Below are 22,711 nucleotides of genomic sequence, written 5' to 3'. Positions count from 1 at the left end.
CACACGCATGCAAGACCACCGCAACCTTCGCATGCTCACGCGCTACACGGCCTGGGCGAATGACCGCCTCTTCACCGCGCTGGGCCAATTACCGCCAGGTGAAGTGACGGCACCGCGCGCGACATCCTTTGGCAATATGCTCCGCACGCTAAACCATGCCTATGTGGTGGACATGATCTGGCAGGCGCACCTGCAGGGCCGGCCGCATGGCTTCACCTCCCGCAACACCGACGGCACTCCCGCACTGGCGCAGCTGCGCGAGCAGCAGCAGGCGCTCGACGACTGGTACATCCTTTACGCAGACGGCCTGACCGGCAGACTGCAAAGCGAGGTCGTGCATTTCAGATTTGTTGATGGCGGCGAGGGCGCCATGACGCGCGGCGACATGTTGCTGCACGTCGTCAACCACAAGACGTTTCACCGGGGCTATGTGGCCGACATGATGTACCAGGTGCCGGCAAAACCGCCCAGCATGGACCTGCCGGTTTTCCTGCGCGACGCCGCTCCCGACCTGAGTTGAACTCAACTGAACCGATCCCCACAAAAAACAAAGAGGCAAACCATGGACAGAGACAAAATCCTTTTGACCCCGGGCCCACTGACGACCACGCTGCGCACCAAGCTTGCGATGCTCAAAGACTGGGGCTCTTGGGACAGCGACTTCAACGCCGTCACGGCGAGTGTGCGCAAAAGCCTGCTGGCCGTCGTTCATGGGCAAGACTCGCACGTCGTTGTGCCCTTGCAAGGCAGCGGTACCTTCAGCGTTGAGGCGGCGGTGGCCACCGTGGTGCCGCGCGACAGCCATGTGCTGGTGATGGACAACGGCGCTTACTGCAAACGCGCGGCCAGGCTCACCACGCTAATGGGCCGGCGCTGCACCGTCATGCCCTTTGACGAGGCGGCGCAGGTGTCGCCCGCTGCACTGGCCGACCAGCTCAAGGCCGACGCCAGCATTACCCACGTCATGCTCATCCACTGCGAAACCGGCGCGGGCGTGCTCAACCCCTTGCAGGAAGTGGCCGATGTCTGCAAGGCCCACGGCAAGGGCCTGCTGGTGGACGCCATGAGTTCTTTCGCCGCCATCGAGATCGACGCACGCAAGGTGCACTTCGATGCGCTGGTGGCGGCCAGTGGCAAATGCCTTGAAGGCGTGCCCGGCATGGGCTTTGTGTTTATCCGCAAGGCCATCCTCGACGGCTGCGCCGGCCGCAGCCAGTCGCTGGCGATGGACCTGCACGATCAGTACGTCTACATGGAAAAAACCACGCAGTGGCGCTTCACGCCGCCCACCCACGTGGTGGTGGCGCTGGCCGAGGCCATTGCCCAATTTGAAGAAGAAGGCGGCCAGCCCGCGCGCCTGGCCCGCTATGAAAGCAACTACCGCACATTAATCGCGGGCATGGCCAAGCTCGGCTTCAAGCCCTTCCTGGATCCGGCCATCCAGGCGCCCATCATCGTGACCTTTCACGCACCGGCCGACAGCCGCTACGACTTCAAGAAGTTTTATGCCGCTGCACGAGATCGCGGCTTTGTCCTATACCCGGGCAAGCTCACCCAGGTGGAAACTTTCCGGGTGGGTTGCATCGGTGCAATAGGCCCGAATGAGATCGAACAAGCCGTGCTGGCCGTGGCGGGCGCCTTGCAGGACATGGGCATCACGTCCGCCGCACCTGCCGCCTGAGAACGTCTCCTCACCAGCATGAGCCCCGGAACCGGCTTTGCCGGGCCGTAGGGCGGGCGGCCCCCTCGGGGGGCAGCGACCCACACGAAGTGGGGGAGCGTGGGGGCTTAGTGATATCGACGGAACGCTTCGGAGGGAAGCTCGCCAAACATCTGCTGGTAGTCGTGCGCAAAATGACCAAAATGCCAAAACCCCAGGTCGGTTGCAGCCGCCGTCACCGACGTGGCGGTTTTCAGCGCCTGCCTGGCGGCATTCAGGCGCACGGCGCGCAGATACGCCAGCGGGCTGATGCCCAGCGCCGTCTGAAAACCATTTTGCAAGGTTCGCCGGCTCACACCAAGCTGTTCGCACAGCGCCAGCACCGTGGGCGGCTGGTCGAGCTGCGCATGCACCAGCTCCTGGGCGTGGCGCGTCAGCGCCCAATGCCCGTGGGCACCGACGGAATCAACGCCACCCACCGGTGCAAGCACCCGGCCGAGCTGCTCCATCACGGTGTCGAGCATGGCGGCCTGCACGGCGGGCGACTGCAGCAGGGCCGGCGCCGCCTCCACCGTATCCAGCACACCCGTCAGGCACTGCCTGAGCCCAGCCTGCGCTGCGCCATCGAGCCGGCGCAAGCCGGCCTGTGCACCGAGCCGGGCCTGCAGCGCCGGGTCATGCTCACCGCAACGCCGCCAGGCCGCCTCATCCAATTCGAGGCCCAACATCACATGGCGGCGGGACGAGCGGAACTCAAAGCCCGACGCACCCGAGAACACATGCAGCGCATCCGAATCGCTGGGGGCGCCGCAAAACACACTGGGCCCCTCGACCTGCAGCGGCAAGCCCAGGGCAAGCGCGCCGTCCCGGATCTGGCCGGTCTGGTAGACCGACTCCCGCAGGCTTTCCACAAAAAGGCGCAGGCCCGCGAACTCCAGCTGGCGCACTTCACCACCGAAGGCCCCGCGCGAGAGCTGCAGGTAGCTCTGGTTCCAGCCCGTGAGCGCCGCGGCCTGCTCGTCCGCGTCGGCGAACGACGCGCGGGACAACAGCGCTGGCTGGGCGGTATCGGAAGGATGTGCCATCGCCGCATTCTTGCAGGATTCGTGCCGCGCGCAAGCTACGCTTTGAAACAGTTCGACTTACTTGCCCCGGCTTCCCGAACAGCTTCCCGAACAAACCCTATGCGCCATTTGCCGAAATGGGATTTCAGCGCACCCACCCCCGCCCTAGGATGCGAAACAGCCCTGCCGGGCCTCCAACCTCGCAACCTATAGGGAGCCACCATGTCAGAACGTTCCAGCGTCCAGTACGCAAAAGTCGACGGCAGCTATTTTGAAAAGAGGGGGCTGCGCCGCTATGCCGGCGTCTGGTCGCTCTGGGCGCTCGGGGTGGGCGCGGTGATTTCCGGCCACTTCGCCGGCTGGAACCTGGGCCTGGCCAACGGCTGGGGCAGCATGCTGCTGGCCACCATCATCATTTCGGTGATGTACCTGGGACTGACCTTTTCGCTGGCTGAAATGTCGCCCGCATTGCCGCACACCGGCGGTGCCTATTCCTTTGCGCGCACCGCCATGGGGCCCTGGGGCGGCTTTCTCACCGGGCTCGCCGAAAACGTGGAATACGTGCTGACGCCGGCCGTCATCGTGTTTTTCATCGGCAGCTATATGGGCAGCATCTTCGGCACGCCGCCGGCCTGGCAGCCTTTGTGGTGGATCGGTTTTTACATCGTCTTTATCGGCCTGAACATCATCGGTGTCGAGCTGTCTTTCAAAATCACGCTGGCCGTCACGCTGCTGGCGCTGGCTTGCCTGGTGGCTTTCTGGATCAGCGCCCTGCCCAAGATCGACTTCGCACGCTGGGCCATGAATGTGGGCGCCGGCGGCGCCGTGCTGCCCGAGGGCCGCGGCCCCTTCCTGCCGCTGGGCTTTGCCGGCGTGCTGGCGTCGCTGCCCTTTGCGGTGTGGCTGTTCCTGGCGATCGAGCAGCTGCCCCTGGCGGCTGAAGAGTCGGTCGACCCGCGCCGCGACATGCCGCGCGGCATCATCGCCGGCATCTTCACGCTCATCCTGTCGGCCTTCATGATTCTGTGGCTCAACCCGTCGGTCGCAGGCATAGGCTCCCACGCGCTCAGCACCTCGGCCGAACCGCTGCTGGACGGCTTCAAGGCGATCTACGGTGACGGCATCGCCAAGGTGCTGGCGCTGGTGGCCGTGCTGGGCCTGGTAGCAAGCTTTCACACTATCATCTTCGCCAAGGGCCGGCAGATCTATTCACTGAGCCGGGCCGGCTACTTTCCTTCCGCACTGTCAGTCACACACGGCAGCCGCAAGACGCCGCACATCGCCATGATCGTCGGCTCGGTGGTGGCGCTGGTCGTCATGTTTGTGCTGTGGTTCACGCTGGGTGTCGACAAGGGCTCAGCCGTCATCGGCGGCACCTTGCTCAACATGGCGGTGTTCGGCGCCATGTTCTCTTATGTGATGCAGGCCTTGTCGTTCATGCGCCTGCGCAGCAAGCTGCCGCACATGGAACGCCCCTACCGCAGCCCGCTGGGCGTGGCGGGCGCGGCGCTCACGCTGCTCATCGCATTGGTCACCATTTACTTCCAGCTCAGCGACCCGGTCTACCGCGTCGGTGTGCTGTGGGTTGCCCTGTGGTTCGCCATCGGCATCAGCTACTTCGCGGTGATGGGCCGGCACCGGCTGATCCTCTCGCCGGAAGAAGAATTTGCGATTGGCCTGGCCGAAAAAGGCCGCGCAGGCGCCCACACCTAAAACCAACAGGACCACCAGGCACCCACGACCATGCCCCAAAAAACTCCAAAATCCTCCGCACCCCATCCTGCCCTGGCGGCGCTGCGCAAGTCGGGCGCCAACAAGATGAAGGTCGCCGTCAGCGACATCGACGGCGTGCTGCGCGGCAAGTACCTGCACAAAGACAAGTTCTTCGGCGCGGCCGAACCCTACCCCTCTGGCGGCTTTGGCTTTTGCGATGTGGTGCTGGGCTGGGACATGATGGACAGTTGCTACGACAACACCTCGGTGACGGGCTGGCAGCACGGCTTTCCGGATGCGCTGGCGCGGCTGGACATGGCCACCCTGCGCCACGTGCCCTGGGACAACAAGGTGCCCTTTGTGCTGGGCGAGTTCGTCAACGCCGACGGCACGCCGCACGCTGTGTGCCCGCGCCAGACGCTCAAGCGCGTGCTCAAGCGCGCCGAAAAAATGGGCGTCATGCCCATGACGGGCATGGAGTTCGAGTGGTTCAACTTCCTGGAGACGCCGCACAGCTGGGCCGCCAAGAAAGGCGTTGGCGCGGAGCAGCTCACGCCCGGCATGTTCGGCTATTCGCTGCTGCGCATGAACCAGAACCAGAGCTTCTTCAACGCCATCATGGACGAGATGCTGGCCTTCGGCATCCCGATTGAAGGCCTGCACACCGAAACCGGCCCGGGTGTGTACGAAGTCGCCATCGGCTTCAGCGAGGCGCTGGAACAAGCCGACCGCGCCATCCTGTTCAAGACCGGCGCCAAGGAAATCGGCGCGCGTTTCGGCATCATGCCAAGCTTTATGGCCAAGCCCAACCAGCAGCTACCCGGCTGCAGCGGCCACATCCACCAAAGCCTTTCCGATGGCAAGACCAACCTCTTCTACGACGCGAAAAACCCGCGCAAGATGAGCAAGATTTTTGAAAGTTATGTGGCCGGCCAGGTCGCCTGCATGATGGAGTTCGGCCCCATGATCTGGCCCACCATCAACAGCTACAAACGCCTGGTCGACGGCTTCTGGGCGCCCGTCAAACCCACCTGGGGCATGGACAACCGCACCGCGAGCTTTCGCGTCATCGCCGGCAGCCCCAAGGCCACCCGTCTGGAGACCCGCTGCCCCGGCGCCGACGTGAACCCCTACCTGGCGATGGCGGCCGTGATCGCGGCCGGCCTGCATGGCGTTGAAAAAGGCCTGAAACTGGGCGCGCCCATCACCGGCACCAACAGCGGCGCCGAGCACATTCCCCGCGCGCCGCGCACCTTGATTGAAACCACCCGGATTTTCCAGAAATCCGCCATCGCGCGCGACTGGTTGGGCGATACTTTCGTGGATCACTTTGCGGCTACCCGCGAGTGGGAGTGGCGGCAATGGCTTGACGCCGTGACCGACTGGGAAATGAAACGCTATTTCGAAATCATTTAAACCTTGAATCCTCACTCAAATCCATTAATGCAAATCCGGCGGCTTGAAATATCCGATGCACCGGTTTACCGGGAGCTGCGCTTGCGCGGCCTGCGCGAGCATCCTGACGCCTTTACCTCCAGCTTTGAAGAAGAAAACCGGCGCTCGCCGGCCGACACGGAAAAGCGCCTGTCCCCCACGTCGGACACCGTCATGTGGGGCGCGTTTGTCGAAGGCACGCTGGCAGGCGTGGTCGGCATGACGCGGGAGACGCGCCTCAAAAACCGCCACAAGGCCACGCTGGTCGCCATGTATGTCGCGCCCGAATATGCCGGGCAGGGCCTGGGCCTGGCGCTGGTCCAGACCGTGATTCAAGCGGCCAGGGCTGCCCAGGTGGAACTGCTGGTCCTGACCGTGACCGACACCAACCGGCAGGCCGCCGCCCTCTATGCCCGCGCCGGCTTTGCGTCCTTCGGCGTGGAGCCCGACGCGATCCGCGTGAACGGCGTACCGTTCGGCAAGCAGCACATGTATTTGCAACTTACCTCGGCTACTTAAAGCCGCCTTCACAAGAAAACACCCCCATGAGCACCACCAATTTTTCCTTTCCCACCGCCATCCGTTTCGGCGCCGGCGCCCGCAAGCAAGTCGCGCAGGCGCTGCTGGACGCCGGCTGCAAGCGCCCGCTGATCGTGACTGACAAGGCGCTGGGCGCGCTGCCGGTGCTGGCCGAGTTCAAGACCCATCTGGCGGGCCTGGATGTGGCGGTGTTCTCGGGCGTCTTCGGCAACCCGACCTGCAGCCAGGTGATGGACGGCGCTGCGGCGTACAAAGCCCACAAGGCAGACTGCGTGATCGGCTTTGGCGGCGGCGCGGCGCTGGATGTGGCCAAGGTGGTGGGTGTTGCCGCCACGCATGAAGGCGACATTCTCGAGTACGTGTGGGACCACCCGAAGGTTCGCCCCATCGTGAACGAGCTGCCTTACTTTGTGGCCCTGCCGACCACGTCAGGCACCGGCTCCGAGGTCGGTCGCTCCTCGGTCGTCAGCGAGAACGACACACACATCAAGCGCGTGGTGTTCAGCCCCAAGATCCTGGCCAAAATAGTATTTGCTGATCCGGAGCTCACACTGGGCCTACCGCCGCATGTGACAGCCGCCACCGGCATGGATGCGCTCACACACAACATCGAGAGCTACCTCTCGCCGGCCTACCACCCGCTGTGCGACGGCATCGCACTCGAAGGTACACGCATCGCGGCCCGCGCGCTGCTGACCGCAGTGAAAGAGCCTTCCAACCTGCAGGCACGCAGCGACATGATGATGGCCTCCATGATGGGCGCCATCGCCTTCCAGAAAGACCTGGGCGCCGTGCATTCCTGTGCACATGCCTTGGGCACCGTATGCGACCTGCACCATGGCCTGGCCAACGCCCTGATGATTGACACCGTGCTGGCCTGGAACTACGAGTCAGCACCCGCCAAATTTGACGAGCTGGCCCACGTGTGCGGCGTCGCCGGCGGCGGCAAGGCTTTGGTGCCCTGGCTCAAGCAGCTGAAAGAAAGCGTGGGCATCACCGGCTCACTGTCGGCCCATGGCGTCAAAAAAGAACACCTGCCACGCCTGGTCGAGATCGCCACCGCTGACATTTGCCACCAGACAAATCCGCGCCCCTGCAAATCAGAGGACTTCCAGCGATTGTTTGAGGCCGCCTTATGATCGCCGCCTCTCGCCTCAAGATCGGGCTCTCGGCCTGCTTCTCGCACGCCGACCCGACGCGCTCTTTCTTCACCGGCAAGACGCTGCAGTATGTTGAGCAGTCGATTGCGCACTGGGTGATGTCCTCGGGCGCCATGGTAGTCATGGTGCCCTGCCCCACGGGCAGCACGCAGCGCGGCGACGTCACTTACGAACACTATGCACAGTGGCTGGACGGCCTGGTGCTGCATGGCGGCGCTGATGTCTGGCCCGGCAGCTACGGCGAAGAGCCGCTCGACGAAAAATGGTCGGGCGACCGCATCCGTGACGAGTACGACAAAGCCCTGGTGGCCGCGTTTGAAAAACTCGGCAAACCCGTCTTTGGCGTCTGCCGCGGCCTGCAGCTGCTGAATGTGGCTTTTGGCGGCACGCTGTACCAGGACATCAACACGCAGGTGCCCGAGTCCTTTGTGCACCGCGACGCCGTGACCTACGACCAGAACTTTCACAGCGTGAACATCGTGCAAGGTTCAAAACTCTCGTCCATGTACCCCGGTGTGGAGCGCGTGCGCGTCAACAGCATTCACCACCAGGGCATCAAGGATTTGTCGCCCGAGTTCGAAGCCGAGGCTTTCAGCGTGGACGACGGCATCGTGGAGGCGATCCGCCGCAAGGACAAGACCAAGAGCTATATCGCCGCGACCCAGTGGCACCCCGAATTCCATCAACCCGGCTCCGACACGATTGACGACGCCGCCGTGCTCGACGATTTCCTGACCGCCGTGGCCGAAGCCAAAGAGAAAGCCAAGCAAGCATGAACACTCTCGCCATCCACAACCCCGCCACGGGCGCGCTGATCACCGAGCTGCCCGCGGATGACGCGGCCTCGGTGGCCGCCAAGGCCCAGCGCGCGCGCGCCGCACAGCCCGCCTGGGCGGCTGTGCCCATGGTCGAGCGCAAGGCCTGCATCACGCGCTTTCGCGCGGGCATTGTGGCCGAGCTGGACTCGCTCGCCGCCATCATGACGGTTGAGACCGGCAAGCCCATCAAGATGTCGCGCAACGAGCTCAACGGCTTGCTGGGCCGCATTGATTTTTTCCTCGCCGAAGTGGGCGGCGCCACCGGTACACAAACCGTCTTCAACGACGGTGGCATGACCGAGCAGATAGAGCACACACCGCTGGGCGTGGTAGCCAATATCTCGGCCTGGAACTATCCCTGGTTTGTGGGCGGTAATGTCTTTATCCCGGCGCTGCTGACGGGCAACGCGGTGCTGTACAAACCTTCGGAATACGCCGCGATGTCTGGCCTGGCCATGGCGCGCCTGCTGCACGCGGCCGGCATTCCGCAAGACGTGTTTGTGCCGCTGATAGGCGGCGGCGCGGTGGGCGCCGCGCTGATGGAGCAAAAAATCGACGGGCTCTTTTTCACCGGCTCGCACGCCACCGGCGCAAAAATCGCGCAGGCACTGGGCCCGCGCCTGGTCAAGCTGCAGCTCGAGCTGGGCGGCAAAGACCCGACGTACGTGACCGAAGATGCCAATGTGAAGAACGCCGCCGAGTCACTGGCTGACGGCGCGATGTACAACACCGGCCAGAGCTGCTGCTCGGTCGAGCGCATTTATGTGCATGAAAAGATCTACGACAGCTTTGTCGCTTCCTTCATCGACACGGTCAAAACCTTCAAGACAGGCGACACCCTGAGCGACGACACTTATATCGGCGCCATCACGCGCGCGCCGCAGCTGGATGTGCTGGACGCGCAGGTCGCCGACGCCAAGGCCAAGGGCGCGACCTTGCTGGCCGGCGGCAAGCGCGGCGCCGGCCCAGGCAACTGGTATGAGCCCACCGTGTTCAGCAACGTGAACCACAGCATGGAGCTGATGCGCGAAGAAAGCTTCGGCCCCATCATCGGCATCCAGAAGGTCTCGGGCGACACGGAAGCCGTCAAGCTGATGAACGACACACGCTATGGCCTGACCGCAGGCGTCTTCACGCCCGACGAGGCACGCGCCAAAACCCTGCTGGCCCAGGTCAATGCCGGCAGCGTCTACTGGAACTGCTGCGACCGCGTGAGCCCGCGCTTGCCGTGGAGCGGTTATGGCGATTCGGGCGTTGGCCTGACGCTATCAACCTACGGCATCCAGACCTTCACCCGCCCCAAAGCGTGGCACCTCCGTCAGGCATGACCATGAAGCTCACCCTCTTCGACCTGGACCACACCGTGCTCAACGGTGACAGCGATGTACTCTGGTGCGACTTCCTGATCGAAAAGGGCATTCTGGGCAAAACCGAATTCACCGCACGCAATGCCGACATGGCCGCGCGCTACCGGGCCGGCACTGTGGGCCTGAAAGAATTCGCCGACTTTTATGTGGGCACGCTGGCCGGCCGAACGACGGATGACTGGGAGCCGCTGCGCCAGGAGTTCCTGGCCGACTGGATCGTGCCGCGCGTCTCACCGGCCGCCCTGGCGCTGGTCGACAAGCACCTGGAGGCCGGCGACCTGGTGGTGATGACCACCGCCACCAATCGCTTCATCACCGAACTGACGGCGATTTACTTCGACATCGAGCACCTGATCGCGACTGAGCCCGAGATGCAAGGCAACCTTTTTACCGGCAGCACCACCGGCGTACTCAATATGCGCGAAGGCAAGGTCGAGCGCCTGCATGCCTGGCTCACGGCGCGGGGCCTGCACTTCAAGGATTACAAAACCACCGCCTACAGCGACTCGATCAACGACTTGCCGCTGCTGGAAGCGGTCAAGCACCCGGTGACGGTGAACGCCGACCCCACGCTGGCAGCCATAGGCGGCAAGCGCGGCTGGCCGGCGCTGCAACTGCATTGATGCATTGAGAGCGGCCCTCGGGGCATCGCTGGTCCGGTAACGGCCAGCAAGACGAGGCCGTCTCACGCAGAATGGCAGTCTTATCCGGCTCGCCACATGCAACCTCCACTCCCCGTTCCCTTCCAGCGCCTGGCCTGGTCCAACCTCGCCGCGCAATCCGCCGAACAACTCAGCCTGGCCGCCGTACCGCTGGTGGCGGTGTTAATGCTGGGCGCCGGGCCGGGCGAGATAGGCCTGTTGGCGGCGCTGCAGACTCTGCCGTTTTTGCTGTTGTCCATTCCCCTCGGTTTGCTGGCCGACCGCGTCTCGCGTTGCCGCCTGATGGTGGCGGCCGAAACCCTGCGTGCGCTGTCTTTGCTGGCGCTGCTGGCCATGGTGCTGACCGGCCAGCTGTCGATCGCGGGGCTGGCGCTGCTGGGCTTTATCGGCGCGGTGGGCACGGTTTGTTTCAGCGTAGCGGCGCCCGCGCTGGTGCCGGCCATCGTGCCGCGCGCAGCGCTGGCGCGCGCCAACGGCCGGCTGGAACTGGCGCGCAGCATGGCCTTCGCGGGCGGGCCGGCGCTGGCCGGGGCGCTGGTGGCCTGGGCCGGTGCGTCCTCGGCCTTTGTGCTGGCGACGCTGCTGTCCGGCGCGGCCGTAGCCCTGCTGCTGGGTCTGGCCGAGCCGGCGCGCATGCCCGCCGCCAGGCGCCATGCGCTGCTGGAGATTCGCGACGGCGCGCAGTTTGTCTGGCGTCAAACCTATTTGCGGCCCATGGTGATTGCCGGCACGGTCTGGAACATCGCCTGGTTTGTGCTGCAGGCGGCTTATGTGCCTTACGCGGTGCGCGTGCTGGGCCTGACGGCGCAGGGCGTTGGCATCACGCTGGGCGCCTATGGCGCGGGCATGGTGATAGGCGCGCTGCTGTCGCCGCGCGTGGTGGCGGCCATGCCCTTTGGCCGCGCCATCCAGCTGGGCCCGGCCGTGTCGGTGCTGGCCGCCGCAACCATGGTGGCCACACTTTTTGCACCCAGCGGTGTGCTGGCGGGCCTGGCGTTTTTCCTGTTCGGTGTCGGGCCCATCGTCTGGACCATCACCTCCACCACCCTGCGCCAGAGCGTGACGCCCCATGCCATGCTCGGGCGCGTCTCGGCGGTGTTCCTGGCTGTCAATGCCGGCTCACGCCCGATAGGTGCGGCGCTGGGCGGTGTGGTGGGCGCATCCATGGGTGAAGCCGCCTGCCTGTGGCTGGCGCTGGCCGGCTTTGTGCTGCAGGCTGCGGTGATCTTTGCCTCGCAGCTGCATGCCCTGCGGCAGCTGCCCGAGCCGGTGGCCGCCGCCGGTCAGTGAAAGTGCGATAGCGCGATCAGCACCACGGTCACCGTCACCGCGCCGCCTATGCGCGTGGCGATCTGCGCAAAAGGCATCAGCGTCATGCGGTTGGCGGCTGTGAGGATGGCCACGTCGCCGGTGCCGCCCTGGCCGCTGTGGCAGGCGTTCACGATGGCGGCTTCGATCGGGTACATATTCATCCAGCGGCCGACCAGCGCGCCGGTAGCCATCAGCGTAACAACGGTGGCCACGATGGTGATGAGGTTGGGCACCGTGAAGGCGGCAACCAGCTTGTCCCAGGGCGTGAGCGACACGCCGATCGCAAACAGCAGCGGATAGGTCACCGCCGTTGAAAAGAACTTGTAGACCACATGCGCGCCGCTTTGCAGCTGGGGCGACACCGCCTGCGTGAGCTTGACCAGCACGGCAATGAAGAGCATGGCCACCGGCGCGGGCAGGCCGAAGAGGTGAAAGCACATCACGCCCAGCAGGTAGAGCGTGAGCGCGGTGATGCCGGCGGCGGCGATGTGCGTCACATCCATGTGTCCGCTGATTTCTTCCTGCTTGGGGTTCATGTCGCCCTGCTCACCCGGCTGCAGCCGGCCTTCACCGGTGAGGTGTGGCTTCTTCTTGCCGATGTAGTTCAGGAGGCCCGCCAGGATGATGGCCGTCAGGCTGCCCAGCATCACAGGCGGCAGCACGGTGGCAAACATGACGCCCGAATCCTGGTGCAGGATTTGCGCATAACCGATGGACAGCGGGATCGCGCCTTCGCCAATGCCGCCCGCCATGATGGGCACCACGATAAAAAAGAAGGTGTGATGCGCGCCCAGGCCCAGTGCCGTGCCCACAGCGGTGCCGACAGCCGCCGCGGCAACCGTGCCTGCGGCCAGCGGCACAAAAATCTTGAGGAAACCCTTGATGAGCACCTGGCGGTCCATGCCCAGAATGCTGCCGACGATGATGCAGGCGATAAAGAGGTAGAGGAAGTTGGTCTGGTGAGTGAAGTCCGTCGTCACCTTCACCACGCCGGCGGGCAGCCACTGGTAATACACCATGGCCGACGGAATAAAGGTGGCGAAGATCGCGCCCGCGCCGATGTTGCGCAGCACCGGCAGGCGCTTGCCGATTTCAGCGAAGGTGAAGCCGAAGAAGGCAAACATCACGATCACCAGCGAAATCTCGCCCGACAAATCACCACGGGCAACAAAACCGGCAATCAACGCACCGGCCAGCAGGTAGACGGGCAGCGGCAGGATGCCGATGCGAAATTCCATCAGGCGCCACCAGCCTTGCGGCCAGAAGCGTTCAGGTGTTGCGGCAATGGACTTGGCGCCGGACGCGCGGGCCAGATCTTCAGCCGGCGTGACTGGGGGTGTCGGTTCCATGGGGCCTCCTCGTTTTTGTGTGCGCCGGCAACCCACACGGCGAATTTGCCAATGGACCGCGGAGCCTCGGCGCCGCGGTTTTTTTATCAAATCACGCCTTGGCCTGAGGTTCTATTCCGCGCTCAGGTGCTTGCCGACAATCCCGGCCAGCTCAAACATCGTCACCTGCGGCTTGCCAAACACCGGCAGCAGTTTGGCGTCGGCATTGATGGCGCGCTTGTTGGCGGCGTCCTGCAGGCCCTCGGCCTTGATGTAGTCCCAGAGCTTTTTGATGACCTGGGTGCGCGCCACCGGCTCGGCGCCAATCACCGCGGCCAGTGCGTCGCTGGGCTTGAGGCCTGCGCCCGGCTTGGCGACTCTTGGTGTTTTGGGCTTGGCGGTTTTGGCGGCCGGTGTTTTCTTGGCGGCGACTTTTTTGGCCGCCACTTTTTTCGCGGCCGGCGTAGCACCCTTGGCCGCGACCGTCTTGCCAAAAGGTGTTTTCACCGTGCCCGTCTTGGCAGCCGCCGGCTTGCGCGGCGGGAACTTGGACGGCGCGAACTCAAAATTCACCTTGTCAGCTTCCTTGTCCCAGGCCAGCATGGCCTTGAAGGGGCGGCGCGTGCGCATGGAGACAAACTTGTCGAGCAGATCGGTCTTGCCGGTTTCCAGCAGCTTGTGCATCTGCTCGCGCTCAATCGGTTGCTGCAGGATGACCTGGCCGGTTTTGAAGGTGCAGCTGGGCGTGGGCTGCTCCAGCGTGGGCACCGACTTTTCGCAGACGTAGTTTTTGCCCAGCTCAAACACACGCGAGGCGCAGCGCGGGCAGGGGCCCAGCGACTGCTGGCCAGCAAAGTCGATGATCTCGCCGGTCTCGCCGTTCTTGTCGTCGCCGAAGTCAAATTCGAGCTTGTAGTTCTTGGTCTCTTCGTCGAACTTGATCACCATCTCGGCGGTGAACGGCCAGCCGGCCTTGGAGCGGAAACCGTCCAGCGGGCCGATCTTTTTGTCGCGCAGAAACTGCTCGACCTCGGCCACTTCAAAGGTGCGGCCGGCCGGCGTCTTGCCGAAGCTGAAGCCGCAGCCGTCGTCACCCTTTTTGCCGGTGCAGGTGTAGCGGCGGTAGTTCTCCTTGATCACACCGCCGCAGTTGGGGCAGGGCGCCGACAGTGTGGCGTAGTCGCCGGGAATCGTATCCTTGTCGTAGCCCTTGGCCTTGTTGACGAGGTTTTCCGTCATGGCGGCGATCTCGGCCATAAAGGTTTCGCGGCTGAGCTTGCCGTGCTCCATCTGCGCCAGCTTGTGCTCCCACTCGCCGGTCAGCTCGGCCTTGGAGAGCTCTTCCACGCCCAGGCCGCGCAGCAGCGTCATCAGTTGGAAAGCCTTGGCCGTTGGGATCAGCTCGCGGCCTTCGCGCAGCATGTATTTCTCGGCGATCAGGCCTTCAATCGTGGCGGCGCGGGTGGCTGGCGTGCCCAGGCCTTTTTCCTGCATGGCTTCACGCAGCTCGTCGTCGTCGATGGTCTTGCCGGCGCCTTCCATCGCGCCCAGCAGGGTGGCTTCTGAATAGCGGGCGGGCGGCCGGGTCTTCAGACCCTTGGCCTCGACCACTTCGGCGCGCACCATCTCGCCGGGCTTGACCGGCACCAGGCTCTGGCCCTTGTCGCCGTCCTTGGCGTCGGCCACTTCGTCAGCGGCTTCCTTGCCGTAAATCGCGAGCCAGCCCGGCTTGACCAGCACCTTGCCCTCGGTCTTGAAGCTGTGGCCCACGGCCTGCGAGATGCGGGTCGTTACCAGGTATTCAGCGCTCGGGAAGAACACCGCCATAAAGCGGCGCACCACCAGGTCGTACAGTTTTTGCTCGGCCTCGCTCAAGCCGCTGGGCGCCTGCAGCGTCGGGATGATGGCGAAGTGATCGCTGACCTTGGCATTGTCGAAGATGCGCTTGCTGGGCTTGATGTAGTTGCCCTTGAGCGCCGTGGCCGCATGCGGCGCCAGGTGCTTCATGCTGCTGGTGGCCAGCATTTCAAAGGTCTGCTTGACCACCGGCAAATAGTCTTCGGGCAGCGCGCGCGAATCGGTACGCGGGTAGGTCAGCGCCTTGTGGCGTTCATACAGGCTTTGCGCGATGGAGAGCGTGGTCTTGGCCGAGAAGCCGAACTTGCCGTTGGCCTCGCGCTGCAAAGACGTCAAGTCAAACAGCAGGCCCGCTGCCTGCGTGGTGGGCTTGCTTTCTTCCGTCACGGTGGCGGCCTTGCCGCGCACGGCTTCGGCAATCGCCATCGCCTCGCGCTCGGACCACACACGGTCGGCCTTCAGCTCGGCATCGGGCTCGGCGTTGTCAGCATTGGCCGCGGCCTTCTTCCACTTCGGGTCAAACCACTTGGCGGGGTACTCGCCAGCTTCGGCCAGAAAGGTCGCGTGGATTTCCCAGTAATCGCGGCTCACGAACTTGCGGATTTTTTCTTCGCGCTCGACCACCACCGACAGCGTCGGCGTCTGCACGCGGCCCACGGTGGTCAAAAAGAAACCGCCGTCGCGCGAGTTGAAAGCCGTCATGGCGCGCGTGCCGTTGATGCCGACCATCCAGTCGGCTTCCGAGCGCGAACGCGCTGCGTCGGCCAGGCCCTGCATCTGCTTTTCGCTGCGCAGGCTGTCAAAGCCTTCGCGGATCGCCGCCGGCGTCATGGACTGCAGCCACAGGCGTTTGACCGGCAGCTTGCTGTTGGCGTATTGCTGGATCAGGCGGAAGATCAGCTCGCCTTCGCGGCCCGCGTCGCAGGCGTTGACGAGGGCGCCCACGTCCTTGCGTTTGGCCAGCTTGACGACGGCATTGAGCCGCGTCTTGGTCTTGTCGATGGGTTTGAGGTCAAAGTAAGGCGGAATGACAGGCAGGTTGGCAAAGCTCCACTTGCCGCGCTTGACGTCGAACTCTTCGGGCGCCTGGATTTCAACCAGGTGGCCGACGGCAGAGGTGACCAGCCATTCGTCACTCTCGAAATATTCATCGTGTTTTTCGAACTTGCCCGCCGTAGGCGTGATGGCGCGGACGATGTCCTGCGCCACCGAGGGCTTTTCTGCTATCACAAGGGTTTTCATAGGTACTTCTTCAAACCTTCTACATCTTCGGGGAACATTTCCCCGCTTTCCGCAAATACGACTTTGCCTTCACGGCTGCCCGCCGGCACCTTGAGCACCACCACCACGGGCAGACCCACCGGCTTGGGCAAAAATTTCGCGACTTCGGGGCTCAGCATCCCGGCGGGAAAACTGTAGCCCTTGGCCTTCATATATGTAGCGGCCGCCGCCGGCTGCTTGTCGATTGACAGCGCCAGCACTTCCAGCCCCTGGGCCTTCTGGGCACGCCACAAGGCTTCTATATGGGGCGACTGCACCGCACAAAAAGGGCACCAACTGGCCCACCAGTACACCACAAGCGTCTTTGCCGAGGCCGTGGCGGGCGTCCAGCTGCTGCCGTCCAGCAACGTCAAGGCCGGCAGCTTCAGGCTGCTGCCGGCCTTGGGCAGGGGGCTTTCGCCGCCCTTGGCCCACGCCGGCAGGCCCAGCCCGGCCGCGGCCGGCAAGGCCAGGGCGGCAGAGGTCTGCATCAGGTTTCGGCGGTTGATCACGTGGGACTCCTTGGGCGCATCACTACAATAGCGGCTCTCGCGCATGTACGCGCGCGGGTGCGCACGCATGCGCACGCACGCGCACATGCATGAATTAACCATACCAAAAAAATACGTCGTGTCAAAAAACCAGGCTTCTGCGACCCCCGCACCGCTTTCTTCTTCGCCCGTGGAGCCGGCAGCGGCCGCCGACGGCCGCCGTATTCAAACGCGCCGCTCCGGCGTGCACGGCAAGGGCGTGTTCGCCGTGCAGGACCTCGCCGAAGGCGAGACGCTGATCGAGTACGTCGGCGAGATCATCAACTGGAAGGAAGCGCTGCGCCGCCACCCGCACGACCCGAAGGACCCCAACCACACCTTCTACTTCCACATCGACGAAGACCATGTGATCGATGCCAAGCACGGCGGCAATTCCTCGCGCTGGATCAACCACAGCTGCAAGCCCAACTGCGAAGCCGACGAAGTGGAAGGCCGCGTCTTTATCAAGGCGCTGCGCAACATCAAGGCGGGCGACGAGCTGTTTTACGACTACGGCCTGATCATCGACGCGCCGTACACCAAGAAGCTGCTGGCAGAGTACCCCTGCTGGTGCGGCGCCAAGAACTGCCGCGGCACGCTGCTGTCGCCCAAGGACGACGAGAAAAAGGGCAAGAAGTCCAAAAAGAAGTCCGATAAAAAGTCCGGCAAAAAGGCAGAAGCCAAGGCTGACAGGAAAAAGGCTGAAAAGAAGGCCGATAAAAAAGCCGACAAGAAGCCCAAAAAGAAAAAGAAAGACTGATCAGGCCTTTCATCCGCTTGCCTGCCGCCGGGCAGCCAGGCCTCGCGTCCTGAGCTTTCATGACCACACCCCCCACCAACCCCATCCGATGGCCCGCCGAGGCCCTCTGGGAGGCCGTGGCGCCCTCCTTGCCGGGTTTTACGGTCGAGGTGCTGCCCGAGATTGACTCCACCAACACCGAGCTGATGCGGCGCTTTCGCGGCAGCGCCACGGTGGAGCCCCGACCCGAGCCGCTGCTGCTGGTGGCCGAGCAGCAAACCGCCGGGCGCGGCCGGCTGGGCCGCCAGTGGCAAAGCCGGCGCGGCGACAGCCTGATGTTCTCCCTCGGCCTGCCGCTGGCGCCTGCCGACTGGTCGGGCCTGTCGCTGGTGGCCGGCATCAGCGTGGCCGAAAGCCTGGAGCCGCTGCTGGCAGGCAGCAGCGCCAAACCCCGCATCGGCCTGAAATGGCCCAATGACCTGTGGCTTTCAACGCCGGACGGCGAGCGCAAGCTGGTCGGCATCCTGGTCGAAACCGCCAGCTGGGAAGGCCTGCGCTACGTCGTGATCGGCATCGGTATCAACATCCGCCCGGTGACGCTGGACCCTACACTGCCTGCGTCGGCCCTGGCCAGCGTGCCGCCGGGCGGCCTGCAGGAGCTGCTGCCCGACGTCGACGCGCCGGCCGCGCTGCTGCGCGTCATCCCGCCGCTGGTGCAGGCGGTGCAGGCTTTTGCGCAGTTCGGCTTTGCGCCTTTCCAGGCCCGTTTTGCGGCGCGCGACGTGCTCGCCGGCCGGGCCGTGCAGCTGTCCGACGGCACCACGGGCACGGCCCACGGCGCGGGCGAAAACGGCGCACTGCTGGTGCATACTGCGGCTGGCATGAAAGAAATCACCAGCTCCGAAGTCAGCGTGCGGCCCCTTACCGCCAGCCCAGGCTCCGCCGCGGAAGGCGCGCGCCCATGCTGAGGCTGGTGGTGCTGGCGCTGCTGCTGGCCAATGCCGGCTACTTTGCCTGGACGCACGGCCTGCTGGCCGACTACGGCTTTGCCCCCGCCGCGCAGGCCGAGCCCCAGCGCCTGGCCCAGCAGATCCGGCCCGAAGCGATGCGCCTGTTGACGGCCGCCGAGGCTCGCCAGCTCGACAGCACCCCCGTGGCCGCAGCCCCAGCGCCCGCACCGGCGCCCGAATGCCTGCAGGCCGGCCTCTTCACCCCCGAACAAACCGCCGCCCTGCGCGCAGGCCTGGAAAACAGCCTGCCCATCGGCAGCTGGTCGCTGGAAAGCAGCACCGAACCCGGCCGCTGGATCGTCTACATGGGCAAATACAACAGCGAAGACGCGCTGGCCAAAAAACGCACCGAGCTGCGCGGCCTGGGCGTGTCGTTTGAGCCGCTCATCAACCCGGCCCTGGGCCCCGGCCTGTCGCTGGGCCACTACGGCTCGCAGGCCGAAGCCGAACGCGGGCTGGCCGGCGCCGCCACACGCGGCGTGCGCACCGCCAAGGTGGTGCTGGAGCGCCCCGAGGCCCGCGGCCAGCTGCTCAAGCTGCCGGCGGCCGACGCGGCCATCAAAGCCAAGCTGGAGCCCCTCAAAGCGCAGCTAGCCGGCAAAACCCTCCAGGCCTGTAACAGCTAGGCCTAGGCCCCACACCAGCAGGGGCCGAGGGCCCGGCTCCGCCGGCCCCAGGCGCCGCCCCCTCAAGGGGGGAACAGGCTACACGCAGTGAGCCTGGACAGGGGTGGGATTTCTACACCGCTTTCCAGTGCCGCAGCGGCACACAGGTTTGCAACCGGGTCACGGCCTGGTCCATCAGCGCCGGGTGCAGTTCATGGCCTAGCTTGGCGGCCACGTCCAGCGTGGCGTCGGCGCCCAGTTCCATCAGGTGTTCAAAGTCGCTGCGGGTGCGCGCCAGCGGCACGACGGCGTCGTTTTGCCCGTGCAGCAGGTGCAAGGTGGTGAGCGCTGGCGCCCGGGCCGGCCAGATCTGGTAGCCGCCGCCGAATGACAGCAGCCGGCCGGCCAGGCCGTCGTGGGCGTCGCTCAGGGCCAGCGCCAGGCTGGCGCCCGCGCCAAAACCGGCCAGCGCAGTGTCGGACTGCAGGATGTCAAAACGCTCCTGCTGCGCGCGGATAAACGCCGCCAGGGCCTCCACACGGGCCGCCAGCGCCTGGGCATCGTCCAGCCCGGCCGCGTTGGCGCCCGCCGCATCGGCGTGCGGGCCGGTCAGGCCCTGCGGCATCAGTACGGCGGCTTCGGCAAAGGCGCCGCCCAGCAGGTTGCCCAGCTCCAGCATGTCGGCCGCCATGCCGCCCGCGTCGTGCAGCAGCACAAACAGCTGGCGGGGGGCGCCCGTGGCGGGCAGCAGTTCAATGGTTTCGGTGTCTGGCGGGTTCATGGCAAGGCGTCTGCAACAGTGGAAAGAGGCAACTGGGGCCTTTCCAGGCTCTTTCAACCACTTTAACGGCCCGCTGCCTGTCTGTCTTTACGCCGCCGTTTACGCCGCCGCGGTTTCCCCGCGCTGCGCGTCTTCCGTGATCAGCGATGCATGCAGCCGGATGCCGGCCGCCACACCGCTGGCGGTGGCAAAGGTGATGCTGTGCGGCACGCGGGCCATGTCGCCGGCCGCGTACACACCCGTCACGCTCGTCGTGCCCCAGGCGTCGACGCACACGATGGGGCCGAAGGGCGAGTCCTCAAACGCGCAGCCCAGCGCTTCGGCCAACGGGCTGGCCATGCGCACCTGCGTGCCCACCAGCAGCGCCTTGAGCGCCACGCGCCGGCCGTCCTGCAGCAGCGCGCCATCCAGCGCGGGTGCGGCGCCCTGCAGTTCGGCGATGGGGCTCAGCTCAACCCTGACTTTGCGTGCCGCCAGCTGTGCTTGTTCTTCGGCAGACACCTCGACCACGCCCTGGGTGAAGAGCGTCACCTCGCCCCAGTCGGCAAACATCTGCGCCTGATGGACCGACATCGGCCCCGTGCCCAGCACGCCGATGGCGCCGCCGCCGATTTCATAGCCGTGGCAATACGGGCAGTGCACCACGGTTTGGCCCCAGCGCTCCCGAAGGCCGGGTATTTCGGGCAGCACATCAGTCACGCCGGTGGCCAGCAGCAGGCGGCGGCCGGTGAACCAGCGCAGGCCATCCTCGGCCTCCACGACAAAACCCGCCTCACCGGATTGCACCCGGCTCACGCGGCCGCTGAAGACTTTGGCCGTGGGGTAGGCCAGCAATTGCTGACGCGCCTCGGCCAGCAGTTGCGCGCCCGGTTTGCCGTCATGGCCCAGCACGCCATGCGATTCAGACGCAAAGCGGTTGCGCGGCAGGCCGGCATCGATGACCAGCACGTTTCTTCGCGCGCGCGCCAGTTGCAGCGCGCCCGAAAGGCCGGCAAAGCTGCCGCCCACAATGATCGCGTCATACAGCATGGTGGGCCTCCGGCGGCAAGACCTGCGCGGCGTGGCCCGCATGGCCCACGTGCGCCGCCATGGCGCGGTTGAAATCGGCCGACAAATCGGCCAGTGTGACCTCGCCCAGGCGTTTGGCCAGCAGCGCCTCGGCCTCACGCAGGCTGCCGGCCAGCGCGCGCTGCACCGACTGCTCGATCACGCAGCCGCCGGCATGGCCCTCGCCATCGGCGGGCGCTTCTTCGGCGCCAACCGCCATCTGCACATCCAGCAAAGTGACGGAGGCCAGGTCCCGCGCCAGCACCCAGCCGCCGCCGTGGCCGCGCTCCGACACCACAAACCCCGCCTCACGCAGGCCGGCCATGGTGCGCCGCACCACCACCGGGTGGGTGCGCAGGCAGGCCGCCAGCTCGTCGGACGTCATCGGCCCCTGGCGGTGCGCCATGTGCAGCAGGGCATGCAAAACGGCTGAAAGCCGGCTCTTTGATTTCATGTAACTTATCATGTTGCATGATTCTACGGATCCCAAAAACCGCGGCCGGCAAGCCGCTCCAAACCCCTACGCGCCGGTGGGGCAATTGCGCCCACGCCCGGCCGCGGCGGCAGCCTGACGCCGACTGGGCGAAAATCAGCGCTTTTACGCATCCCGGGCCCTCCGGAACCACAACATGAAAATCGCAAAAGACACCGCCGTCACCCTCAGTTACAAGGTGGCGGATGCCCAGGGCAAGCTGGTCGAGCAAAGCAATGCGCCCATGGTTTACCTGCACGGCGGCTACGGCAACACCCTGCCCAAGATCGAGGAAGCTCTGGACGGCCAGGAGCCGGGTTTCCAGACCGTGCTGGCGCTGGAGCCGCAAGATGCGTTCGGCCTGCGCGACGAAAGCCTGGTGCGCACCATCCCCCGCACGCAGTTCCCGCCCGGGGTCAAGGTCGGCGGCCAGCTTGAAGGCCGCGGCGAAGACGGCCGCCAGCATGTTTTTAACGTGATGAAGATCAAAGGCGACACCGTCATGCTGGACGGCAACCACCCGCTGGCCGGCAAGGCCCTGCGCTTTACCCTGAAGGTGACCGGCGTGCGCGCCGCCTCCGAGGAAGAAATCGCCCACCGCCACGTCCACGGCGAGCACGGCCACCACCACTAATCCGCGCCGGACAACCGCCGGGCGGATTCACATCCCGGCGTTACCCCCCGTTACCGCTTGATGACACCCGCTGTTCTACAGTGGGCATGAGCCTACACACCCCGCTGAAAACCGACGACACACGCGGCACCGGGTGCTGGCTAACTTCGTGGATTAACTTCGGGGGTTAGGTTCCATGGTCATCAGCGCGTTTCTTGTCGAGGACAAGCCGGACATACGCAGAACTTTGGTGGAAGCCATGGAAGAGATCGCGCCCCTGCGCTTTGTCGGCCATGCAGATTCCGAGACCGGCGCACGCCAGTGGCTGGGTGCGCACAAGGCCGACTGGGACCTGGCCATCGTCGACCTCTTCCTCGCCGAAGGCACGGGCTTTGGCGTGCTCAAGGACTGCCAGCGGCGCACAGCCCGCCAGAAAGTCATCGTGCTGACCAGCCACAGCCAGGAGAATATTTTGTCGCGCTGCCGGGAGCTGGGGGCGGATGAGGTGTTTGACAAATCGCATGATGTGGAGAAGTTGGTTCGGTTTTGCCGGGATCATGCTCAGAGTCTGGACGGGGTTCTGCCGCCGACGCAGTAGCCGGGTCTTGCTCCGCCCTCTCGCGCTTATCTGAGTTCTGCTGGCCGGGGGTTGCCCGGCGGCAACTCACTTTCTTTTGCTTCGCCAAAAGAAAGTAAGCAAAGAAAAGGCGACCCTGCTGTCTGCGTCCCTCCGCTTCGCT

Annotated in this window: 22 protein-coding genes; 15 read left to right on the top strand and 7 right to left on the bottom strand. The window is 64.9% G+C overall.

Translation table 11 applies throughout. The features are described from left to right. The first annotated feature begins 7 nt into the window (after positions 1-7). Positions 8-520 carry a DinB family protein gene (locus tag BM408_RS21485; protein ID WP_092132686.1) on the top strand — a complete coding sequence of 171 codons (513 nt, stop codon included), beginning with the start codon at positions 8-10 and terminating at the stop codon, positions 518-520. Positions 521-562: 42 nt separating this feature from the next. Next, positions 563-1,681, top strand: coding sequence for a 2-aminoethylphosphonate--pyruvate transaminase (locus BM408_RS21480; RefSeq protein ID WP_092132648.1), 1,119 nt, complete (start codon positions 563-565; stop codon positions 1,679-1,681). Positions 1,682-1,788: 107 nt separating this feature from the next. Here BM408_RS21480 and BM408_RS21475 read toward each other — a convergent pair whose 3' ends face one another. Then, complete coding sequence (locus BM408_RS21475; protein ID WP_092132646.1) at positions 1,789-2,745, bottom strand: helix-turn-helix domain-containing protein; 957 nt, start codon at positions 2,743-2,745, stop codon at positions 1,789-1,791. Positions 2,746-2,946: 201 nt separating this feature from the next. Between BM408_RS21475 and BM408_RS21470 the strand changes: the two genes are divergently transcribed. The 8 genes from BM408_RS21470 to BM408_RS21435 all read left to right on the top strand — a co-directional run bounded on the left by BM408_RS21470 (position 2,947) and on the right by BM408_RS21435 (position 11,708). Beyond that, positions 2,947-4,437 carry an amino acid permease gene (locus BM408_RS21470; RefSeq protein WP_092132644.1) on the top strand — a complete coding sequence of 497 codons (1,491 nt, stop codon included), beginning with the start codon at positions 2,947-2,949 and terminating at the stop codon, positions 4,435-4,437. A gap of 30 nt (positions 4,438-4,467) precedes the next feature. Next, positions 4,468-5,853, top strand: a complete 1,386-nt coding sequence (locus tag BM408_RS21465) for a glutamine synthetase family protein (RefSeq protein WP_092132642.1) — start codon at positions 4,468-4,470, stop codon at positions 5,851-5,853. Between the two features lie 27 nt (positions 5,854-5,880). Next, the gene (locus BM408_RS21460) at positions 5,881-6,390 is read left to right on the top strand and encodes a GNAT family N-acetyltransferase (protein WP_092132641.1); all 510 of its coding nucleotides are present in this window, start codon (positions 5,881-5,883) and stop codon (positions 6,388-6,390) included. Between the two features lie 26 nt (positions 6,391-6,416). Beyond that, positions 6,417-7,550 (top strand): iron-containing alcohol dehydrogenase, encoded by a 1,134-nt coding sequence (locus BM408_RS21455; protein WP_092132639.1) that lies wholly within the window; start codon positions 6,417-6,419, stop codon positions 7,548-7,550. Then, entirely contained in the window at positions 7,547-8,347 is an 801-nt protein-coding gene (locus tag BM408_RS21450; protein ID WP_092132637.1) for a gamma-glutamyl-gamma-aminobutyrate hydrolase family protein, read from the top strand. Before BM408_RS21455 ends, BM408_RS21450 begins: the two co-directional genes overlap by 4 nt. Continuing rightward, positions 8,344-9,717 carry an aldehyde dehydrogenase family protein gene (locus tag BM408_RS21445; protein WP_092132636.1) on the top strand — a complete coding sequence of 458 codons (1,374 nt, stop codon included), beginning with the start codon at positions 8,344-8,346 and terminating at the stop codon, positions 9,715-9,717. Before BM408_RS21450 ends, BM408_RS21445 begins: the two co-directional genes overlap by 4 nt. A gap of 2 nt (positions 9,718-9,719) precedes the next feature. Next, positions 9,720-10,379 (top strand): HAD family hydrolase, encoded by a 660-nt coding sequence (locus tag BM408_RS21440; protein WP_092132634.1) that lies wholly within the window; start codon positions 9,720-9,722, stop codon positions 10,377-10,379. A gap of 96 nt (positions 10,380-10,475) precedes the next feature. Continuing rightward, entirely contained in the window at positions 10,476-11,708 is a 1,233-nt protein-coding gene (locus BM408_RS21435) for an MFS transporter (protein WP_092132633.1), read from the top strand. Here the strand turns inward: BM408_RS21435 and BM408_RS21430 are convergent. The 3 genes from BM408_RS21430 to BM408_RS21420 form a co-directional block, all read right to left on the bottom strand. Further along, a complete protein-coding gene (locus BM408_RS21430) occupies positions 11,702-13,078 on the bottom strand; it encodes a 2-hydroxycarboxylate transporter family protein (protein WP_092132631.1) in 1,377 nt (458 codons plus the stop codon). The two genes, BM408_RS21435 and BM408_RS21430, sit on opposite strands and share 7 nt — an antisense overlap. Positions 13,079-13,189: 111 nt before the next feature. Next, on the bottom strand, positions 13,190-16,156 hold the full coding sequence (locus tag BM408_RS21425; RefSeq protein WP_092132630.1) for a DNA topoisomerase III: 2,967 nt from the start codon (positions 16,154-16,156) through the stop codon (positions 13,190-13,192). Beyond that, entirely contained in the window at positions 16,153-16,686 is a 534-nt protein-coding gene (locus BM408_RS21420) for a TlpA disulfide reductase family protein (RefSeq protein WP_092132628.1), read from the bottom strand. The genes BM408_RS21425 and BM408_RS21420 overlap by 4 nt, the downstream gene beginning before the upstream one ends. 118 nt (positions 16,687-16,804) lie before the next feature. Between BM408_RS21420 and BM408_RS21415 the strand changes: the two genes are divergently transcribed. From BM408_RS21415 to BM408_RS21405, 3 genes are read left to right on the top strand one after another with little or no spacing between them, the layout of a single operon-like run. Continuing rightward, positions 16,805-17,464 carry an SET domain-containing protein gene (locus BM408_RS21415; protein ID WP_254774907.1) on the top strand — a complete coding sequence of 220 codons (660 nt, stop codon included), beginning with the start codon at positions 16,805-16,807 and terminating at the stop codon, positions 17,462-17,464. A 59-nt stretch (positions 17,465-17,523) separates the two neighbouring features. Then, positions 17,524-18,411, top strand: coding sequence for a biotin--[acetyl-CoA-carboxylase] ligase (locus tag BM408_RS21410; RefSeq protein ID WP_092132627.1), 888 nt, complete (start codon positions 17,524-17,526; stop codon positions 18,409-18,411). Next, positions 18,405-19,079, top strand: a complete 675-nt coding sequence (locus BM408_RS21405; RefSeq protein WP_092132625.1) for a hypothetical protein — start codon at positions 18,405-18,407, stop codon at positions 19,077-19,079. The genes BM408_RS21410 and BM408_RS21405 overlap by 7 nt, the downstream gene beginning before the upstream one ends. Before the next feature lie 112 nt (positions 19,080-19,191). On the opposite strand, the gene ypfH is transcribed toward BM408_RS21405, so the two are convergent. From ypfH to BM408_RS21390, 3 genes are all read right to left on the bottom strand, one after another. Beyond that, on the bottom strand, positions 19,192-19,839 hold the full coding sequence (gene ypfH / locus BM408_RS21400; protein WP_092132624.1) for an esterase: 648 nt from the start codon (positions 19,837-19,839) through the stop codon (positions 19,192-19,194). Positions 19,840-19,938: 99 nt separating this feature from the next. Next, positions 19,939-20,868, bottom strand: a complete 930-nt coding sequence (locus BM408_RS21395) for an NAD(P)/FAD-dependent oxidoreductase (RefSeq protein ID WP_092132622.1) — start codon at positions 20,866-20,868, stop codon at positions 19,939-19,941. Further along, complete coding sequence (locus tag BM408_RS21390) at positions 20,858-21,340, bottom strand: Rrf2 family transcriptional regulator (RefSeq protein WP_092132620.1); 483 nt, start codon at positions 21,338-21,340, stop codon at positions 20,858-20,860. Before BM408_RS21390 ends, BM408_RS21395 begins: the two co-directional genes overlap by 11 nt. Before the next feature lie 175 nt (positions 21,341-21,515). Between BM408_RS21390 and BM408_RS21385 the strand changes: the two genes are divergently transcribed. Together BM408_RS21385 and BM408_RS21380 are read left to right on the top strand one after the other, a co-directional pair. After that, positions 21,516-21,992 (top strand): FKBP-type peptidyl-prolyl cis-trans isomerase, encoded by a 477-nt coding sequence (locus tag BM408_RS21385; RefSeq protein WP_092132619.1) that lies wholly within the window; start codon positions 21,516-21,518, stop codon positions 21,990-21,992. 175 nt (positions 21,993-22,167) lie between these two features. After that, complete coding sequence (locus tag BM408_RS21380; protein WP_092132617.1) at positions 22,168-22,569, top strand: response regulator; 402 nt, start codon at positions 22,168-22,170, stop codon at positions 22,567-22,569. The last annotated feature ends 142 nt before the right edge of the window (positions 22,570-22,711 follow it).

Origin of the sequence: Polaromonas sp. YR568 (genome assembly GCF_900116715.1) — a bacterium.
Classification (GTDB): Bacteria; Pseudomonadota; Gammaproteobacteria; order Burkholderiales; family Burkholderiaceae_C; genus Polaromonas.
Note: the sequence above shows the minus strand (reverse complement) of the source record. Positions and strands in the feature narration are given on the sequence as shown.

What these genes read in the sequence shown, in the direction of transcription:
- BM408_RS21440 (WP_092132634.1), top strand. Translation starts at nt 9,720, where the DNA reads ATGAAGCTCACCCTCTTCGACCTGGACCACACCGTGCTCAACGGTGAC.
- BM408_RS21380 (WP_092132617.1), top strand. Translation starts at nt 22,168, where the DNA reads ATGGTCATCAGCGCGTTTCTTGTCGAGGACAAGCCGGACATACGCAGA.
- BM408_RS21485 (WP_092132686.1), top strand. Translation starts at nt 8, where the DNA reads ATGCAAGACCACCGCAACCTTCGCATGCTCACGCGCTACACGGCCTGG.
- BM408_RS21385 (WP_092132619.1), top strand. Translation starts at nt 21,516, where the DNA reads ATGAAAATCGCAAAAGACACCGCCGTCACCCTCAGTTACAAGGTGGCG.
- ypfH (WP_092132624.1), bottom strand. Translation starts at nt 19,839, where the DNA reads ATGAACCCGCCAGACACCGAAACCATTGAACTGCTGCCCGCCACGGGC.
- BM408_RS21445 (WP_092132636.1), top strand. Translation starts at nt 8,344, where the DNA reads ATGAACACTCTCGCCATCCACAACCCCGCCACGGGCGCGCTGATCACC.
- BM408_RS21425 (WP_092132630.1), bottom strand. Translation starts at nt 16,156, where the DNA reads ATGAAAACCCTTGTGATAGCAGAAAAGCCCTCGGTGGCGCAGGACATC.
- BM408_RS21480 (WP_092132648.1), top strand. Translation starts at nt 563, where the DNA reads ATGGACAGAGACAAAATCCTTTTGACCCCGGGCCCACTGACGACCACG.
- BM408_RS21465 (WP_092132642.1), top strand. Translation starts at nt 4,468, where the DNA reads ATGCCCCAAAAAACTCCAAAATCCTCCGCACCCCATCCTGCCCTGGCG.
- BM408_RS21405 (WP_092132625.1), top strand. Translation starts at nt 18,405, where the DNA reads ATGCTGAGGCTGGTGGTGCTGGCGCTGCTGCTGGCCAATGCCGGCTAC.
- BM408_RS21460 (WP_092132641.1), top strand. Translation starts at nt 5,881, where the DNA reads ATGCAAATCCGGCGGCTTGAAATATCCGATGCACCGGTTTACCGGGAG.
- BM408_RS21430 (WP_092132631.1), bottom strand. Translation starts at nt 13,078, where the DNA reads ATGGAACCGACACCCCCAGTCACGCCGGCTGAAGATCTGGCCCGCGCG.
- BM408_RS21410 (WP_092132627.1), top strand. Translation starts at nt 17,524, where the DNA reads ATGACCACACCCCCCACCAACCCCATCCGATGGCCCGCCGAGGCCCTC.
- BM408_RS21450 (WP_092132637.1), top strand. Translation starts at nt 7,547, where the DNA reads ATGATCGCCGCCTCTCGCCTCAAGATCGGGCTCTCGGCCTGCTTCTCG.
- BM408_RS21435 (WP_092132633.1), top strand. Translation starts at nt 10,476, where the DNA reads ATGCAACCTCCACTCCCCGTTCCCTTCCAGCGCCTGGCCTGGTCCAAC.
- BM408_RS21475 (WP_092132646.1), bottom strand. Translation starts at nt 2,745, where the DNA reads ATGGCACATCCTTCCGATACCGCCCAGCCAGCGCTGTTGTCCCGCGCG.
- BM408_RS21395 (WP_092132622.1), bottom strand. Translation starts at nt 20,868, where the DNA reads ATGCTGTATGACGCGATCATTGTGGGCGGCAGCTTTGCCGGCCTTTCG.
- BM408_RS21470 (WP_092132644.1), top strand. Translation starts at nt 2,947, where the DNA reads ATGTCAGAACGTTCCAGCGTCCAGTACGCAAAAGTCGACGGCAGCTAT.
- BM408_RS21390 (WP_092132620.1), bottom strand. Translation starts at nt 21,340, where the DNA reads ATGAAATCAAAGAGCCGGCTTTCAGCCGTTTTGCATGCCCTGCTGCAC.
- BM408_RS21455 (WP_092132639.1), top strand. Translation starts at nt 6,417, where the DNA reads ATGAGCACCACCAATTTTTCCTTTCCCACCGCCATCCGTTTCGGCGCC.